This is a genomic window from Pseudomonas sp. GNP014 (assembly GCF_054344005.1).
Genome location: NZ_JBTGUS010000001.1, coordinates 126090 through 140414, shown reverse-complemented (window position 1 = coordinate 140414; position 14325 = coordinate 126090). Strand labels below are relative to the sequence as shown.

16 protein-coding genes are annotated in these 14325 nt (G+C 60.9%); 6 read left to right on the top strand and 10 right to left on the bottom strand.

Translation table 11 applies throughout. The features are described 5' to 3' along the window. The first annotated feature begins 41 nt into the window (after positions 1 to 41). The 6 genes from hemA (at position 42) to ACXX9E_RS00640 (ending at position 5402) form a co-directional block, all read left to right on the top strand. Positions 42 to 1328 carry a glutamyl-tRNA reductase gene (gene hemA / locus ACXX9E_RS00665; RefSeq protein WP_102356846.1) on the top strand — a complete coding sequence of 429 codons (1287 nt, stop codon included), beginning with the start codon at positions 42 to 44 and terminating at the stop codon, positions 1326 to 1328. Then, positions 1325 to 2407 (top strand): peptide chain release factor 1, encoded by a 1083-nt coding sequence (prfA, locus tag ACXX9E_RS00660; protein ID WP_123463031.1) that lies wholly within the window; start codon positions 1325 to 1327, stop codon positions 2405 to 2407. The genes hemA and prfA overlap by 4 nt, the downstream gene beginning before the upstream one ends. Then, positions 2408 to 3238, top strand: a complete 831-nt coding sequence (gene prmC / locus ACXX9E_RS00655; RefSeq protein ID WP_458554921.1) for a peptide chain release factor N(5)-glutamine methyltransferase — start codon at positions 2408 to 2410, stop codon at positions 3236 to 3238. After that, positions 3232 to 3987, top strand: a complete 756-nt coding sequence (locus ACXX9E_RS00650) for a molybdopterin-synthase adenylyltransferase MoeB (RefSeq protein WP_458554920.1) — start codon at positions 3232 to 3234, stop codon at positions 3985 to 3987. Before prmC ends, ACXX9E_RS00650 begins: the two co-directional genes overlap by 7 nt. Beyond that, positions 3980 to 4771 (top strand): glutamate racemase, encoded by a 792-nt coding sequence (gene murI / locus ACXX9E_RS00645; protein ID WP_222834306.1) that lies wholly within the window; start codon positions 3980 to 3982, stop codon positions 4769 to 4771. Before ACXX9E_RS00650 ends, murI begins: the two co-directional genes overlap by 8 nt. Positions 4772 to 4883: 112 nt before the next feature. After that, positions 4884 to 5402: an acyloxyacyl hydrolase gene (locus ACXX9E_RS00640; RefSeq protein ID WP_222834307.1), complete on the top strand. Its 519-nt coding sequence runs from the start codon at positions 4884 to 4886 to the stop codon at positions 5400 to 5402. Between the two features lie 107 nt (positions 5403 to 5509). Here ACXX9E_RS00640 and ACXX9E_RS00635 read toward each other — a convergent pair whose 3' ends face one another. From ACXX9E_RS00635 to ACXX9E_RS00590, 10 genes are read right to left on the bottom strand one after another with little or no spacing between them, the layout of a single operon-like run. Next, positions 5510 to 5815, bottom strand: coding sequence for a YkgJ family cysteine cluster protein (locus ACXX9E_RS00635; RefSeq protein ID WP_123463041.1), 306 nt, complete (start codon positions 5813 to 5815; stop codon positions 5510 to 5512). 52 nt (positions 5816 to 5867) lie between these two features. Beyond that, entirely contained in the window at positions 5868 to 6359 is a 492-nt protein-coding gene (locus ACXX9E_RS00630) for a DUF2878 domain-containing protein (protein WP_123463043.1), read from the bottom strand. Next, positions 6352 to 7617, bottom strand: a complete 1266-nt coding sequence (locus ACXX9E_RS00625) for an SAM-dependent methyltransferase (protein WP_123463045.1) — start codon at positions 7615 to 7617, stop codon at positions 6352 to 6354. Before ACXX9E_RS00625 ends, ACXX9E_RS00630 begins: the two co-directional genes overlap by 8 nt. Further along, positions 7604 to 8419, bottom strand: coding sequence for a DUF1365 domain-containing protein (locus ACXX9E_RS00620; RefSeq protein WP_458554919.1), 816 nt, complete (start codon positions 8417 to 8419; stop codon positions 7604 to 7606). Before ACXX9E_RS00620 ends, ACXX9E_RS00625 begins: the two co-directional genes overlap by 14 nt. Next, positions 8416 to 9663 carry an NAD(P)/FAD-dependent oxidoreductase gene (locus ACXX9E_RS00615; protein WP_458554918.1) on the bottom strand — a complete coding sequence of 416 codons (1248 nt, stop codon included), beginning with the start codon at positions 9661 to 9663 and terminating at the stop codon, positions 8416 to 8418. Before ACXX9E_RS00615 ends, ACXX9E_RS00620 begins: the two co-directional genes overlap by 4 nt. After that, on the bottom strand, positions 9660 to 10442 hold the full coding sequence (locus tag ACXX9E_RS00610) for an SDR family NAD(P)-dependent oxidoreductase (RefSeq protein ID WP_123463051.1): 783 nt from the start codon (positions 10440 to 10442) through the stop codon (positions 9660 to 9662). Before ACXX9E_RS00610 ends, ACXX9E_RS00615 begins: the two co-directional genes overlap by 4 nt. Next, positions 10439 to 10861 carry a nuclear transport factor 2 family protein gene (locus ACXX9E_RS00605; protein WP_123463053.1) on the bottom strand — a complete coding sequence of 141 codons (423 nt, stop codon included), beginning with the start codon at positions 10859 to 10861 and terminating at the stop codon, positions 10439 to 10441. Before ACXX9E_RS00605 ends, ACXX9E_RS00610 begins: the two co-directional genes overlap by 4 nt. Next, the gene (phrB, locus tag ACXX9E_RS00600) at positions 10854 to 12296 is read right to left on the bottom strand and encodes a deoxyribodipyrimidine photo-lyase (protein WP_458554917.1); all 1443 of its coding nucleotides are present in this window, start codon (positions 12294 to 12296) and stop codon (positions 10854 to 10856) included. The genes ACXX9E_RS00605 and phrB overlap by 8 nt, the downstream gene beginning before the upstream one ends. Positions 12297 to 12315: 19 nt before the next feature. Beyond that, positions 12316 to 13257, bottom strand: coding sequence for a MerR family transcriptional regulator (locus ACXX9E_RS00595; protein ID WP_458554916.1), 942 nt, complete (start codon positions 13255 to 13257; stop codon positions 12316 to 12318). Beyond that, positions 13257 to 14219: a YbgA family protein gene (locus ACXX9E_RS00590; protein WP_458554915.1), complete on the bottom strand. Its 963-nt coding sequence runs from the start codon at positions 14217 to 14219 to the stop codon at positions 13257 to 13259. Before ACXX9E_RS00590 ends, ACXX9E_RS00595 begins: the two co-directional genes overlap by 1 nt. Positions 14220 to 14325: the final 106 nt, after the last annotated feature.

The window sequence follows — 14325 nt, the reverse complement described above, 5'->3', positions numbered from 1 at the left end:
TAGGACAATTGCCGGCTTCACGTCACCATCAGCGACCTTGAATGGCCTTCCTTGCACTCGGTATTAACCACAAGACTGCGTCCGTAGACGTCCGCGAGCGCGTGGCCTTTACGCCTGAGCAGCTGGTTGAGGCCTTGCAGCAGCTCTGCCGACTCACCGACAGCCGCGAAGCTGCGATCCTCTCCACCTGCAATCGCAGTGAGCTTTATATAGAACAGGATCAGCTGTCGGCTGACATCGTGCTGCGCTGGCTGGCCGATTATCACCATTTGAGCCTCGACGAGCTGCGCGCGAGTGCTTATGTGCACGAAGATGATGCGGCAGTTCGTCACATGATGCGCGTCGCCTCCGGGCTCGATTCGCTGGTGTTGGGCGAACCGCAGATTCTCGGTCAGATGAAGTCGGCCTACGCCGTGGCCCGAGAGGCCGGCACCATCGGGCCGTTGCTCGGGCGCCTGTTTCAGGCGACGTTCAACGCCGCCAAGCAAGTGCGTACCGATACGGCGATCGGCGAGAACCCGGTGTCCGTGGCGTTTGCGGCGGTCAGCCTGGCCAAACAGATTTTCAGCGACTTGCAACGCAGCCAGGCGCTGCTGATCGGCGCCGGCGAGACCATCACCCTGGTCGCCCGCCACTTGCATGAGCTGGGGGTCAAGCGCATCGTCGTCGCCAACCGTACGCTGGAGCGTGCGAGCCTGCTGGCCGAGCAGTTCGGCGCGCATGCGGTGTTGCTCTCGGACATCCCGGCGGAACTGGTGCGCAGTGACATCGTCATCAGTTCGACCGCCAGTCAGTTGCCGATCCTCGGCAAGGGCGCCGTCGAAAGCGCGCTGAAGCAGCGCAAGCACAAGCCGATCTTCATGGTCGACATTGCCGTGCCTCGGGATATCGAACCGGAAGTCGGCGAGCTCGACGACGTTTACCTCTATAGCGTCGACGATCTTCACGAAGTCGTCGCCGAAAACCTCAAGAGTCGCCAGGGCGCAGCGCAAGCGGCCGAAGAAATGGTCTCGGTCGGCGCCGACGACTTCATGGTGCGCCTGCGCGAATTGGCGGCGGTCGACGTGCTCAAGGCCTATCGTCAACAGAGCGAACGCCTGCGCGACGAGGAGCTGCAAAAAGCCCTGCGTCTGTTGGCCAACGGCGGTAACGCTGAAGACGTGCTGGGGCAACTGGCCCGTGGCCTGACCAATAAATTGTTGCACGCGCCCAGCGTGCAACTGAAAAAGCTTTCTGCCGAAGGCCGCCTCGATGCGCTGGCCATGGCCCAGGAACTCTTTGCCCTCGAGGGCTCACCGGATAGCTTTTCGGATAAAAAACCGCAATGAAAGCGTCACTGCTCAATAAGCTGGACATCCTCCAGGACCGTTTCGAGGAACTGACCGCACTGCTCGGCGACGGCGAGGTCATTGCCGATCAGGCCAGGTTTCGCGCCTACTCCAAGGAATACGCCGAACTCGAACCGGTCGTACACGCCTATAAAAAGCTGCTCAGCGTGCAGGGCGATCTTGAAGGCGCGCAGGCGCTGCTCAAGGATAGCGACCCGGACATGCGTGAAATGGCCGTGGAAGAAGTCCGCGAAGCCAAAGAGTTGCTGATCACTCTGGAATCCGATCTGCAGCGAATGTTGCTGCCCAAGGATCCCAACGACGGTCGCAACGTCTTCCTCGAAATTCGCGCCGGCACCGGTGGCGACGAGGCGGCGATTTTCTCCGGCGACCTGTTCCGCATGTACTCGCGTTACGCCGAACGTCGTGGCTGGCGGGTGGAGATCCTTTCGGAAAACGAAGGCGAACACGGTGGCTATAAAGAAGTCATCGCCCGCATTGAAGGCGACAACGTTTACGGCAAGCTGAAATTCGAATCCGGCGCGCACCGCGTACAGCGTGTGCCGGCCACCGAATCCCAGGGCCGTATCCACACCTCGGCCTGCACCGTGGCGGTGTTGCCCGAGCCGGACGAGCGCGAAGCCATCGAGATCAACCCGGCGGACTTGCGCGTCGACACTTACCGTTCTTCCGGGGCTGGTGGGCAGCACGTCAACACGACCGATTCGGCGATCCGCATCACGCACATACCGACCGGCACCGTCGTTGAGTGTCAGGAAGAACGTTCCCAGCACAAGAACCGTGCCCGCGCCATGGCGTGGCTGTCGGCCAAGCTCAACGATCAACAAACCGCTGCGGCGGCCAATGCGATCGCCAGCGAGCGTAAATTGCTGGTGGGCTCGGGCGACCGTTCGGAGCGCATCCGCACCTACAACTTTGCCCAAGGCCGGGTCACCGACCATCGCGTCAACCTGACCCTGTATTCCCTGGATGAAATTCTCGCCGGTGGCGTGGAAGCGGTGATCGAGCCTTTGCTGGCCGAATACCAGGCTGACCAACTCGCAGCGATAGGTGAATAAATGACCATCATTGCCAGCCTGTTGCGCGCCGCCGAATTGCCGGACTCGCCCACCGCGCGTCTGGACGCCGAATTGCTCCTCGCTGCTGCGCTGGGCAAGTCGCGCAGCTTTCTGCACACCTGGCCCGAGCGCATCGTGCCGACAGAGGCCGCGCTGACGTTCGCCGAATACCTGCAACGGCGTCGTGGTGGCGAGCCGGTGGCCTATATTCTGGGGCAGCAAGGTTTCTGGAAACTCGATCTCGAAGTGGCGCCGCACACGCTGATCCCGCGTCCGGACACTGAGTTGCTGGTGGAAGCCGCGCTGCAATTGCTCCCCGCGACCCCGGCCAAAGTCCTCGACCTTGGCACTGGCAGCGGCGCGATTGCTTTGGCGCTGGCCAGTGAGCGTCCGGCGTGGCGTGTCACGGCGGTCGATCGGGTGCTGGAAGCCGTCGCCCTGGCCGAGCGCAATCGCCAGCGTCTGCACCTGGACAACGCCACGGTGTTGAGCAGTCACTGGTTCAGCGCACTGGCAGGCCAGCGGTTTCAATTGATCATCAGCAACCCGCCCTATATTGCGGCGGCAGACCCGCACCTGGTCGAGGGCGATGTACGCTTCGAGCCGGCCAGCGCTCTGGTTGCCGGCGTGGACGGGCTCGACGATCTGCGCCTGATCGTCGCCCAGGCGCCGGAGCATCTGGAGGCGGGTGGCTGGCTGATGCTCGAGCACGGCTATGATCAAGCCGAAGCCGTGCGCGATTTGCTGCAGACCCGCGGTTTCGAAGAAGTCCACAGCCGCACCGATCTGGGCGGCCATCAACGGATCAGCCTGGGGCGCCTGCCGTGCTGAATGATCAGGAATTGCTGCGTTACAGTCGGCAGATTCTCCTGCAACACATCGACATCGACGGCCAACTGAAGCTCAAAGACAGCCGCGTGTTGATCGTCGGCCTCGGCGGGCTCGGTGCACCGGTTGCGTTGTATCTGGCGGCGGCGGGGGTCGGTGAGTTGTATCTCGCGGACTTCGACACGGTCGACTTGACCAACCTGCAGCGCCAGATCATCCATGACACCGACAGCGTCGGCATGAGCAAGGTCGACTCGGCGCTCAAGCGACTGGGCGCGATCAACCCCGAGATTCGGCTGATCGCCCATCGTCAGGCGCTGGGCGAGGACTCCCTCGCCGCGGCAGTGGCGGCGGTGGATCTGGTGCTCGATTGTTCCGATAATTTTTCGACGCGCGAGGCGGTCAACGCTGCGTGTGTGGCTGCGGGCAAACCGCTGGTCAGCGGCGCGGCGATTCGTCTTGAGGGGCAGTTGTCGGTGTTCGACCCGCGACGTCCCGAGAGCCCTTGCTACCACTGTTTATACGGGCACGGCAGCGAAGCCGAACTGACCTGCAGCGAAGCCGGCGTGGTCGGGCCGCTCGTGGGACTGGTCGGCAGCCTGCAAGCGCTGGAAGCCTTGAAGGTACTGGTCGGTTTCGGTGAGCCGCTGGTGGGCAGGCTGTTGTTGATCGATGCGTTGGGTTCGCGTTTCCGTGAACTGCGGGTCAAGCGCGATCCGGGATGCAGTGTCTGTGGATCGGCTCATGCGTGACGCACCGATCGCGGTGTTCGACTCCGGTGTCGGCGGCCTGTCGGTGCTGGCGGAAATCCAGCACTTGCTGCCCAATGAATCGCTGTTGTACTTCGCCGATTGCGGACACATCCCCTACGGCGAGAAAACCCCGGAGTTCATTCGCCAGCGTTGCAGCGTGATGGCCGGGTTTTTCCGTGAGCAGGGCGCCAAGGCGCTGGTGATCGCCTGCAACACCGCCACGGTGGCGGCGGTTGCCGAATTGCGCCGCGACTTCCCCGACTGGCCGATGGTCGGCATGGAGCCTGCGGTCAAGCCGGCAGCGGCGGCCACCCGCAGCGGCGTGGTCGGCGTACTCGCCACCACCGGCACCTTGCAGAGCGCAAAATTCGCCGCTTTGCTTGATCGTTTCGCCACGGATGTGCGCGTCATTACCCAGCCATGCCCCGGTCTGGTCGAGCTGATCGAAAGCGGCGACCTGCACAGCGCCGAGTTGCGGCAGATGTTGCAAGGCTACGTCGAACCGCTGCTGGCCAATGGTTGTGACACGATCATTCTCGGCTGCACCCACTATCCTTTTCTCAAGCCGATGCTCAAGTCGATGATTCCGGCGGACATCAGCCTGATCGACACCGGCGCGGCAGTGGCGCGACAACTTCGGCGGTTATTGGCCGAGCGCGATCTGCTTGCCGAGGGCCCGAACCGGGCGGTCAGATTTTGGACCAGTGCCGATCCGCAGTACTTCAAAAGTATTTTGCCGTTGTTGGGGCAAACAGCCGGCGATGTGCAAAACTTCAGCTTGTAAAAATAGTGTGAAATAACTAAAAAAACAGCTGAACTTCTGCGTAGGCCCTGGCTTCTATAGCGGTGATGCAACTAGAAAACCAAACGATCGTTCCGGAAAAGGAAGTTTCAAAGTGAAGCGACTATTCTGCTTGGCCGCGATTGCGGCCGCACTGATGGGGCAAAGCATTACCGCACAGGCTGCTGGCGTCGAGTTCGCCGTCGGTGCAACAAGCGATTCGACCATGACTTATCGCCTGGGGATGAATTTCGACTGGGACAAGAGCTGGCTGCAGAGCGACGTCGGTCGCCTGACCGGTTACTGGAGCGGCGCCTACACCTACTGGGAAGGTGACAAGACCTCCAGCAACAACAGCCTGTCGTTCTCGCCGGTGTTCGTTTACGAGTTTGCCGGCCAGTCGGTCAAACCGTATGTCGAGGCGGGTATTGGCGTGGCGGCGTTTTCCAACACTAAATACGAATCCAACAATATCGGCGGCTCTTTCCAGTTCGAAGACCGTTTCGGTTTTGGTCTGCGTTTCAATGGCGGGCATGAAGTCGGGATTCGTGCAACGCACTATTCCAACGCCGGCCTCTCCAGCGACAACGATGGGGTAGAAAGTTACTCGCTGCATTACACGATGCCGCTGTAACGGCTACATCTAATCCCTGTAGGAGTGAGTAGCGCAGTGTCAGTCAGACCAATGTTGACTGACACTGCGCTACTCACTCCTACATTTGTTTTGGGATGGTTTCGACGTTAGCGATACACCGTGGCAATACCTTTGCGCTCTTCGATGCATTCAGGCGCGCCCATTTCGAACTCGCGACAGATCAGCGGGCGCTTCTCGTAGATCGTGCACATCATGGTGTTGCGATCCAGCGCTGCACACCAGCCGTCGTCCAGACGCAGCATCACTTCACCGCCCCAGTCATCGGTATCAATAAAGCGCTCGGGCACGCCGGTGTCAGTGATCAGCATCACTTCCAGCTGACAGCAGCAGGCCGCGCAGGTCGAGCACGTGACCGCAGGTTCGACGATTTGCCGGTGGGGAATGGTTTTCATGGCGGCAGTGTAAGGCAGTGACCGATGCGTGTGTGAACGCTCTGACAGACGCTCAGTGGCTCAACCGTCGGGCCATCGCATGCAGCAGCGGAAACAGCAGCGCCCAGAGCAGGCCGATGCCGATCAGGGTCGGTATCTCGCCATAGGGGAATTGCACGCCGGCCAGCCTTCCGCCGGCGTAATACGACAAGCCGCCGCCGACGGCGCCGAGCATGCTCGCCAGCCACCAGGGCCGTGCGCTCCATGCAAGGCAATGGCGCAGGGTGGTGGCCAGCAGGGCCCAGAGCAGCATCAGCCACAGTGGAATCAGCGGTGAAAGATCCTGAAACTCGAATACGTTCAAACCGCGCAACACGCTGTCCACCGCCGTGCCGACAATCACCACGCTCAGAATCAGCCGGCCTTCCTCCACCCAACTGCTGATCCAGCGCAGATGAATCACCAGCACGGCCAGCGCCAGCAGCAACCACAAACTGTTGCCGCCGAGCACGCAGGCCAGCCAGCCGATCTGGAACAGCAGCGCATTAGCCAGCCGCTCAAGCATCGAAGCGACCGAGCAGTGGCATCGGCATCGCCGCCGGTTTGGCCAGCAACAATTGCGCGGTGCCGATGGTGCGCTCGAGGAAGCCGCCCTCGCAGTAACACAGGTAGAACTCCCACAACCGCAGGAAGTAATCGTCGTAGCCCAACTCACTCAGGCGCCCGTGGGCGTGGCGAAAGTTTTCGTGCCACATACGCAGGGTGCGCGCGTAGTGCAGGCCGAAATCTTCCATGTGCAGCAGGTTCATGTCGGTGTCGCGGCTGACCACTTCGAGCATTTTCTGCACACAGGGCAGGGCGCCGCCCGGGAAGATGTAACGCTGGATGAAATCGACTCCGCGTTTGGCCTGTTCATAGCGCTGATCGCGGATGGTGATCGCCTGCAACAGCATCAGGCCGTTGCTTTTAAGCAGTTGTGCGCACTGCTTGAAGTAGGTCGGCAGAAAGCGATGGCCGACGGCTTCGATCATCTCGATCGACACCAGTTTGTCGTACTCGCCGGTGAGGTCGCGATAGTCCTTGAGCAACAGGGTGACGCGTTCCTGCAAGCCGAGCTGTTCGATGCGTCGTGCGGTAAACGCGTACTGCTCTTTGGACAGCGTGGTGGTGGTTACGCGGCAGCCATAATGCTGCGCCGCGTAGAGCGCCATGCTGCCCCAGCCGGTGCCGATCTCCAGCAGATGGTCAGTGGGTTTGAGCGCGAGTTTCTGGCAGATCCGCTCCAGTTTGTTCAGTTGTGCCTGTTCCAGGCTGTCTTCGGGCGAGAGGAATTGTGCGGCCGAGTACATCATGGTCGGATCAAGAAACTGCTCGAACAGCTCGTTGCCCAGGTCGTAGTGCGCGGCAATGTTTCGCTGCGAGCCCTTGCGCGTGTTGCGATTGAGCCAGTGCAAGCCCTGCACCAGCGGACGGCCGAGGCGCGCCAGGCCACCCTCCATCGCGTCGAGCACATCAAGGTTGCTGACGAACACCCGTACCACCGCCGTCAGGTCTGGCGAACTCCAGTAGCCGTGGATAAACGCCTCGCCGGCACCGATTGAACCATTGCCGGCCACCATGCCCCACACGGCCGGATCGTTGACGTGGATTTCCCCGAGCACCGGACTGCCCGGCGTCCCGAACGTCAGGTGCTCGCCTTCCTCGATGACCCGCAGTTGCCCGTGTTTGAGCTGGGCCAGTTGGCGCAACACGCCACGGCGCAATAGCGATCCGGTCAGGCTGTGGGGGCTGAACCGGCTGACCGACAGGCTAGAGGATTTCATGGTGATGTTTCCTGGGAGGGACAGTGGCGGTTTGAAAGCTGCCGTCGGCAGCCTGATGAGCGAAAAGGGGCGCGCGTTTGCACAGCAGGCGCAGTGCTTGCCAATAAATCGCCAGGGCCGTTTTCGCGGTCATCCACGGAAAACGCCGCAGGTAACGGTGCAAGCTGCGGCGGTCGAGAGGCTCGCGTTGCAGGTTGAGGGTGGCGTCGAACAGTTTGTGTTCGCCCTGCCAGTCAGCCATGTGCACACCAAGGTTTTGTGCGGCGGGGCTGAAACTCATGCGGTATTCGAGGTCGCGCGGCAGAAACGGCGACACATGAAACGCCTTGGCCACGGCGAAGTGTTGGTGAAAGTCCAGCAGGTCGACCGGTGCGCGGGCCGGCAATACATAGTGATAGCGTTCACGCCACGGGGTGTTGGTGACTTCACAGACAATCGCCGCCAGTTGTCCGTCAGCCTCATGGCAATAAAAGAAACTCACCGGATTGAACGACAGGCCCCAACTGCGGGGTTGCGTCAGCAGGCAGACCGACCCTTGCGGGGCATGGCCGATGGCAGCGGCGACCTGCTGACGCACCGCGTCGATCAACCGCACACCGCGCTGGGTGAAGGTTTTGAGGTAATCGGTTTCGCGGAAGGAAAAGGGCGCAAACCTGCTCCTCCCCGCCAGTGGCGACAGCGCAAACACTTCGTCCTGTTCGCTCAGGTCGAGGTAGAGCAAACCGATCTTGTAGCGGAACTCATGCCGGCGCGGCGCGAAGCGCCGATGGCCGATCCAGCCGCTGTAAAGGGCACTGTTCATAAGGTTTCCCCGAACGCCGCAGCCACGCGCAATGCGCTGACCACGCCGTCTTCATGGAAACCGTTGGCCCAATAGGCGCCGCAATAATGGGTGTGCGCGACCCCGTCCAGTTCGCTCCAGCGTTGCTGCGCCGCCACGGCGGCGAGGCTGTATTGCGGGTGGGCGTAGGTGAAGCGCGCCAGGATTTTGTCCGGGGAGATGCCGGCGCTCTGATTCAGGCTGACGCAGAACGTCGTGTCGCTCTGAATGCCTTGCAGGATGTTCATGTCGTAGGTCACGGCGGCCTGGGTGTGACCGGCACCGCCGAGGCGATAGTTCCAGCTCGCCCAGGCCAGTTTGCGCGTGGGCAGCAGGCCGGTGTCGGTGTGCAGCACCACTTCATTGTCGGCATAGGGCAGGGCGCCGAGGATCGACCGTTCGGCAGCGCTCGGGCTGGCGAGCAGTTGCAGGGCCTGATCGCTGTGACAGGCGAATACGACTTTGTCGAAGTGTTCGATGCCTGCCGGGCTGTGGATAAACACACCATGTTCGTCGCGCTCGACGCGGGTCACCCCACAGTTCAGGCGAATGTTGTCTTTGAACGATTTCGTCAACGGCGCAATGTACGCGCTGGAACCCCCTTCGACGACCCGCCATTGCGGACGATTGCTGACCGACAGCAGACCGTGGTTCTTGAAGAACCGTACGAAGAATTGCAGCGGAAACTTGAGCATCTCGGCCATCGGCATCGACCAGATCGCCGCGCCCATCGGCACGATGTAATGCAGGATGAAGCGCTCGCCATACCCGCCGGCCGTGAGGTAGTCGTCGAGCGTCATGTCGCTGGCGATGCGCCGTTCGGCGAGGTCGCGCTGGGCCTCTTTATTGAAGCGCAGTATGTCGCGCAACATGCCCCAGAACCCCGGTGACCAGAGATTGCTGCGCTGGGCGAACAGACTGTTGAGGTTGTTGCCGTTGTATTCCAGGCCAGTGTCCGGATCGCTCACCGAGAAACTCATCTCGGTCGCTTTGCTCGCCACGCCGAGCTGGTCGAGCAGGCGAATGAAATTCGGATACGTCCAGTCATTGAACACGATGAACCCGGTATCCACCGCGTACTGGCGTCCGTCGACCGTGACCGGCACCGTGTGCGTGTGACCACCGACCCAGTCGCTGGCCTCGAACACCGTGACGTCATGTCGACGATCGAGCAGGTACGCGCAGGTGAGCCCGGCGATCCCGCTGCCGACGATAGCGATCTTCATGTTGGATCCGTCAGCGGAGGCGACTTGCGCACCATGCGCTTGCCAATCGCCAACTGCACACGGGCCGGCAGTTTCGACAACGGCCACAAGGCCGCCATGAACAGCGCCGGAAAAGCGATTTCCAGCGGCCGGTCCTTGAGCCTGGCGAAGATGTGACGTGCGGCTTTATCCACAGGCCAGCTGAGGGGCATCGGGAAATCGTTTTTGGCGGTCAGCGGGGTCTCGACGAAACCGGGGCTGACCACGGTGACTTCAATGCCTTCATCCGCCAGATCAATGCGCAGCGATTCGAACAGGTAGCGCAGCCCGGCTTTCGATGCGCCGTAGGCTTCGGCTCTGGGCAACGGTAGATACGTCACCGAACTTGCGACCCCGACCAGATGCGGTGCGGTGCCTTTGCGCAACAGTGGCAGGGCGGCTTCGATGCAGTAACTGCTGGCGAGCAGATTGGTACGCACCACGTGCTCGACGATGGAGGCGTCGAACTGCTTTGCATCGACATATTCACAGGTGCCGGCGTTGAGAATCACGGTGTCCAGTGAGCCCCATTCGGCGCTGATCTGTTCGCCGATCTCGCGCACTACCTGACTGTTGGTCAAATCGCCCGCGACCACCAGCACTTGCCCTGGATAACGCTGCGCCAACACTTTCAGTGGCGCCACCTGACGCGCACTGACGGCCAGATGCGCACCGGTTTTCAGGATCTCTTCGGCGAGTGCTGCGCCGATGCCACTGCTGGCACCGGTCAGCCAATAACGCCGGGCGAGGGTACGACTCATCCCATTCTCCTTTTTAGCCACCTGATCAGCTGGCCCAATACGGGTAAATGTTCATACAACAGCGCGCCGGCATCGAAATAATCCCGGTGGCGATAAACCTTGTCGTGCCAGAGCAGATGCGAGCAGCCGCTGACACGAATCACCTGGCCCCCCGCCAGTCGCGGATGGCGATAACTCATGACCCAACGCAAGTAGCCTTCGCCGTCGCCGATCGGGTCGAAACCATGAAAGTCGAACCGCAGCTCGCTGACATTGCTGTACAGCTCGCGAAAGTAATCTCGCAATTGCACCAGTCCCTGTACTTCGTGCAACGGGTCGGTGAAGTGAATGTCATCGCTGTACAGCTCGCCCAGGCGGTGCAGGTTGTCTTTATTCAACTGCGCGAATTGCCGGGCAAAACCGTGCAGGAATTCACTCATCACCTGCTCCTGTCGAGCGCGAAGGCAGGCTCTTGAACGCGGCCAATGCGCGATCGCGGGAGGCGCTGAGGTTGACGATGGGCGAAGGGTAGTCCGCCACGCCGAACAGCCCGCCGAGATTGGCCGGATTATGTATTTCCTTTTTATTCAACCGGGCCAGTTCAGGCAGCCAGTGCTTGATGAACAGGCCTTCGCTGTCGAATTTTTCCGACTGGCTCAACGGGTTGAAAATGCGGAAATACGGCGCCGAATCGGTACCGGTCGAAGCACTCCATTGCCAGCCACCGTTGTTCGCTGCCAGATCGCCATCGATCAGATGACGCATGAAAAAACGTTCGCCTTCGCGCCAGTCGATCAGCAGGTTCTTGGTCAGGAACATCGCCACCACCATGCGCAGGCGATTGTGCATCCAGCCGGTTTCGAGCAGCTGGCGCATGGCGGCATCAATGATCGGCAGGCCGGTACGCGCTTGTTGCCAGGCGGCGAGTTCTTCCGGTGCATGGCGCCATGCGAGGGCTTCGGTTTCCGGGCGGAAGGCACGATGGCGCGACACCCGTGGATAGCCGACCAGGATGTGCTTGTAGAACTCGCGCCACAGCAGCTCGTTGATCCAGGTGACGGCACCGACCTTGCCGCTGTCGAACTCGCCCTGATTGCTTTGCAGGGCGGCGTGCAGGCATTGGCGCGGCGAAATCACTCCGGCAGCGAGGTACGCGGAAAGTTGACTGGTGCCGGGTTTTGCCGGGAAGTCGCGTTCGCTTTGGTAGTAATCGATTTGTGCGTCAGCGAAGGTGTCGAGGCGCCGCCGGGCTTCTTGTTCGCCGGCGGGCCACAGGGCGATCAAGGCCTCGCTCGGTGTTTCGAAACCTTTTATGGCGGCCGGCACCGGATCGCTGTGGATCGCCTGCGCGGCCTGTTTGCCGGGTGTCTTGACCAGCGCCGGCACCGAGCGGTGCAACCGTTCATAGCAGACCTTGCGGAACTGGCTGAACACCTGAAAGTAGGTGCCGGTGCGGGTCAGGACCGTGCCCGGCTGGAACAGCAACTGGTCGAGGTAACTGTGAAATTCGATTCCTTCGGCCTTCAGCACTTCGGCCACGGCGGCATCGCGACGGCTTTCGTGGATGCCGTATTCCTCGTTGACGTGCACCGCCTCGACCTTGAGTTCCCGGCAGAGCTTGAGCAACTGCGCCGGGGCCTGATGCCAATACCCGGCCGTACGGATCAGTAAGGGAATATTCAGTTTGCCGAGGCTGTCGCTCAGTTCGCTCAGGTTGCGCAGCCAGAAGTCGACCTTGCACGGCGCGTCGTCATGTTCCTGCCACTGCTGTGGGCTCAACAGATAAACGGCCACCGTCGGGCCGCGGGCTGCGGCGGCCGCGAGGGCGGTATTGTCATGTTGGCGCAAGTCGCTGCGCAGCCAGATCAGTTGCATGATGTTTCTCGCAAACGCATTAAATCAACCCACGCTGAAGCAGTGCCTGGTGTGCCGATAACGGATCTTCGGCCAGGTACAAATCAGCGATCTCGGTGGTTCTTACGGACAACTCGGCGTGGTGGATGCATACCGTTGGTCCGGCGATCATTGTTGTGCAATAAATGCCATTCAACAGCTTTGGCAACTGCGCCAGGTTCATCGCTTTGCTGGAGTACAGCAGCACGCCACGGGCCTGCAGGTGCTCGACAGTCAAGGCCAGTTCACCGGGCGGCAGCGGCCAGTCAAATACTTGCACCGGGCAATCGGTACTGCTGATCAGCCACGCGCATAGCCACAGATGAGGTTCCATGTGCAGGTCTGATTGGTTGATCAAGAGCAACGGTGCGGAATGCAACTGACGGTTGTTATGGTAGATGCGTGCGCCGAATTTGCTGCGTAACCAGGAATAAAAGAATGTGCGCTCCATCTGCGCACCGAACTGTCCCTGCCAGCGTTGTTCGAGTTCGGCCAGCAGTGGCATCAGCAATTGCTCGCACAGGGTGCGCGGTGGATACAGCGCCATCGCCTGATTGACGCTGTCATCGAGGGTACGTTCGTTAAGGCGGGTGACGGCGTTCAGCAGGGTCTGGCGCAGCAGGTGCCAATCGTTTTCCACGACTTCGCCGGACGCAGGCGCGGTGTCGAGCAGCGGCTTGACCTGGCTGACGGCGACGCCACGGTTAAGCCAGGTGAGGATGGTCAGAATCCGTTGCACATGCTCGGCGCTGTACAGTCGATGGCCTTTGGGCGTGCGCTGCGGCACGACCAGCCCGTAACGGCGCTCCCATGCCCGCAGGGTGATCGCGTTGACGCCGGTCTGCCGCGCCACCTCGCGAATCGGCAACCAGCCCTCATCAAGGGCTTTCTTGAAGTCGGCGCCGAGGTCTTCCTGGGCGCTGGTGTCGGGTTTATCGTTCATTAAATGGCGTTTCGCAGGCTGAGGTTTTCCGGATGCGGTTGCAGGTAAACCTGCTGCGCAATGTACGGATCCGGATGGAGGCGGAAGTGATGCTTGAGCAGCGTCAGCGGGACCACCAGCGGCACGATGCCGAGGCGGTACTGGCCGATGATGTGTTGCACTTCCTGTTTTTCATCGGCACTGATTGCCTGTTTCAGATAACCGCTGATGTGCAGCAGAACGTTGCTGTGGGTGCCGCGTGTGGCGCATTTTTTCAACGCCTGCATCAGCTCGCTGAAGTAGCGCGGACCGAGTTCGGCAGGGTCGTTGTTCGCCATGTTGCCCAACAGTTTGCCCAGCGCTTTGTATTGCACCGGGTTGTGGGCCATCAGCAGGTATTTGTAGCGCGAATGAAACTCGGTGAGCGCGCGCCGGCTCAGACCCCGTTCGAGCAGGTGCTGCCACGCGCTGTAGGCGAAGACGCGGGTAATGAAGTTCTCGCGCAGCACCGGGTCGTTCAGGCGTCCGGCTTCTTCCACCGGCAGGTCCGGGTGTTCGGCGCAGAATGCCTGGGCATAGATGCCACGGCCGCCGCCGTTCACCGGTGCGCCATTGGCTTGATAGACCTTGACCCGCTCCAGGCCACACGACGGTGACTGCTGCATGAAGATATAGCCGCAGATGTCATTGAGTTCGCCGGCCATTTTCTGACCGTACGCGGCGAGGGGTTCGGTGACGTTGATCGACGGGTTGACCGTGCCGATCGCCTCGGGCTGATCGGGATTGCCCACCAGCCGAATCGGCTCGCGAGGAATGCCCAGGCCGATGGCCACTTCCGGGCAGACCGGGATGAAGTCGAAATATTCCGTGAGGGTCCGGCTGCACAAGCGCGATTCCTTGTGTCCGCCGTTGTAACGCACTTCAGCACCCATCAGGCAGGCACTGATCGCGATTTTTGGCCGGGATGAGGAAAGATCGGACATGAACACCTCGAAGCTAAACCTGTACAGTCGACTTTATCTGTACAACATGTGCTTAGCATAGATTCAAAGGTGTACAAGTCAAACTATTTGTATAAGTTTTTTGCAG

What these genes read in the sequence shown, in the direction of transcription:
- hemA (WP_102356846.1), top strand. Translation starts at nt 42, where the DNA reads ATGGCCTTCCTTGCACTCGGTATTAACCACAAGACTGCGTCCGTAGAC.
- prfA (WP_123463031.1), top strand. Translation starts at nt 1,325, where the DNA reads ATGAAAGCGTCACTGCTCAATAAGCTGGACATCCTCCAGGACCGTTTC.
- prmC (WP_458554921.1), top strand. Translation starts at nt 2,408, where the DNA reads ATGACCATCATTGCCAGCCTGTTGCGCGCCGCCGAATTGCCGGACTCG.
- murI (WP_222834306.1), top strand. Translation starts at nt 3,980, where the DNA reads ATGCGTGACGCACCGATCGCGGTGTTCGACTCCGGTGTCGGCGGCCTG.
- ACXX9E_RS00635 (WP_123463041.1), bottom strand. Translation starts at nt 5,815, where the DNA reads ATGAAAACCATTCCCCACCGGCAAATCGTCGAACCTGCGGTCACGTGC.
- ACXX9E_RS00630 (WP_123463043.1), bottom strand. Translation starts at nt 6,359, where the DNA reads ATGCTTGAGCGGCTGGCTAATGCGCTGCTGTTCCAGATCGGCTGGCTG.
- ACXX9E_RS00625 (WP_123463045.1), bottom strand. Translation starts at nt 7,617, where the DNA reads ATGAAATCCTCTAGCCTGTCGGTCAGCCGGTTCAGCCCCCACAGCCTG.
- ACXX9E_RS00620 (WP_458554919.1), bottom strand. Translation starts at nt 8,419, where the DNA reads ATGAACAGTGCCCTTTACAGCGGCTGGATCGGCCATCGGCGCTTCGCG.
- ACXX9E_RS00615 (WP_458554918.1), bottom strand. Translation starts at nt 9,663, where the DNA reads ATGAAGATCGCTATCGTCGGCAGCGGGATCGCCGGGCTCACCTGCGCG.
- ACXX9E_RS00610 (WP_123463051.1), bottom strand. Translation starts at nt 10,442, where the DNA reads ATGAGTCGTACCCTCGCCCGGCGTTATTGGCTGACCGGTGCCAGCAGT.
- ACXX9E_RS00605 (WP_123463053.1), bottom strand. Translation starts at nt 10,861, where the DNA reads ATGAGTGAATTCCTGCACGGTTTTGCCCGGCAATTCGCGCAGTTGAAT.
- phrB (WP_458554917.1), bottom strand. Translation starts at nt 12,296, where the DNA reads ATGCAACTGATCTGGCTGCGCAGCGACTTGCGCCAACATGACAATACC.
- ACXX9E_RS00595 (WP_458554916.1), bottom strand. Translation starts at nt 13,257, where the DNA reads ATGAACGATAAACCCGACACCAGCGCCCAGGAAGACCTCGGCGCCGAC.
- ACXX9E_RS00590 (WP_458554915.1), bottom strand. Translation starts at nt 14,219, where the DNA reads ATGTCCGATCTTTCCTCATCCCGGCCAAAAATCGCGATCAGTGCCTGC.